Annotated in this window: 1 protein-coding gene; it reads right to left on the minus strand. The window is 55.8% G+C overall.

Annotated elements, in window-relative coordinates; all coding sequences use genetic code 11:
- Positions 1-161: 161 nt before the first annotated feature.
- Positions 162-1,535 carry a transposase gene (locus ACSFE6_RS31470; RefSeq protein ID WP_435431262.1) on the minus strand — a complete coding sequence of 458 codons (1,374 nt, stop codon included), beginning with the start codon at positions 1,533-1,535 and terminating at the stop codon, positions 162-164.
- Positions 1,536-1,612: the final 77 nt, after the last annotated feature.

The raw sequence follows: 1,612 nt of genomic DNA on the forward strand, positions 1-1,612 counted from the left end.
CCGATTCTGTTGAAAAAGTCGGATTTTCGGCTCGCCTGAACTCACGCACGATCACCACCGAAGAATCTACTCACCACATCGAGTGGTTTTTCGGCTCTTCGTTGACCTTTGCTGCTCAGTTAGTGGGTTAGTTTGAGGTTTTTTGCTTAGTGCAGGCGCACCTATCCCGTGACCGGTGGGCCTTGAGAGGTAATTTTGGCCAGCCGTCGCAGGTTCTGTACCGCAGCGGCCAACGTGAACTCATCAGTCGCGCCACTCATGCCACGTAGTCTCAGGCGATCCAGTTTCAGGATGCGTTTGAGGTGGGCAAACAGCATTTCGACCTTCTTGCGTTCGTGGCGAGAGCGCACGTACTTCGGCGTTGCTGCAATGCGTCGAGCCACGTCACGCGCAGCTTCATGGACGCTGCGGACGATTTTGCGAATCGAAGTGTTCGGGCAGCACTTGGCTTTCGTCGGGCAAGCAGCGCAGTCAGTCTGTCGGGATCGGAAGATGATGGTGTTGGCTTTGGTGACGTGCGAACGCTCGTTCTTGAAGGCTCGCCATTCGCTGCGTAATACGTTGCCGGCTGGGCAGCGGTATTCCTCGGCCTCTTCATTCCAGTGAAAATCGTTACTCGAAAAGCTGTCGTTCTTGCGCTCGGTTTTGTCCCATACCGGCACATGTGGCTCGATGTCTTTTTCCTCCACCATCCAGGCCAACATCGGCGCAGTACCGTACGCGGTATCGCCGATGAGGCGCTTCGGCTTGATGTCGAACAGGGCTTCGACGCGGTCGATCATGGTCTTGGTGCTCTCGACTTCTGCGGTTCGATGAGCCGGTGTCGGCTCCACATCCATGATCACGCCGTGCTCGGTATCGATCAGATAATTCGTCGAATAAGCATAAAACGCTGGGCCGCCTGGAGCTGCCGTCAAGCGAGCTTGGGGATCCGTCAGCGACAGGCGCTTGGGTAGCGTTTCGGCCAGAGCCTCTTCATCTAGGGCTTCAAGATATTCACGCACAGCGCGGGTACTCAGGGCCGGATCGCTCCAGTTGACCGGTTCATCACCTGGTACACCGCGCTGCCGACTGGCATCCGCCTTGATGATGCTGGCGTCCACGGCAAAGCCTTCGCCCTTGACCAAGCCGGCGTCCATGCAGCGGCGCAGCACTTCATTGAACAACCAGCGAAACAGATCACTGTCCCGAAAACGGCCGTGTCGGTTCTTGGAAAAGGTCGAGTGATTAGGGACTTCATCTTCAAGGCTCAACCGGCAGAACCAACGATACGCCAGGTTCAAATGAGCCTCTTCGCACAACCGCCGCTCTGAGCGAATGCCGTAGCAATAGCCCACAATCAGCATGCGAATCATCAGTTCGGGATCAATCGACGGACGTCCAATCGGGCTGTAGAAATCGGCGAGGTAATGGCGCAGGTCGCTCAGATCGAGACACTGATCAATGCTACGCAGAAGATGATTGGCTGGGATGTGATCTTCAAGGTTGAACGAGTAAAACAGTCGCTCCTGCCCACTCGATAACTGTCCCATCATGCTGTGTGATCCCCCACCGGCCAATGCAGAGATTTTGCAGCAGGCCAGACAGGGGAGCTACTTTTTCAACAGAATCG

The sequence above is a fragment of the Pseudomonas baetica genome (assembly GCF_051216495.1).
Classification (GTDB): Bacteria; Pseudomonadota; Gammaproteobacteria; order Pseudomonadales; family Pseudomonadaceae; genus Aquipseudomonas; species Aquipseudomonas baetica_B.

Excerpts from the sequence above, each read along its gene's own strand:
- ACSFE6_RS31470 (WP_435431262.1), bottom strand. The coding sequence starts at position 1,535 with ATGATGGGACAGTTATCGAGTGGGCAGGAGCGACTGTTTTACTCGTTC.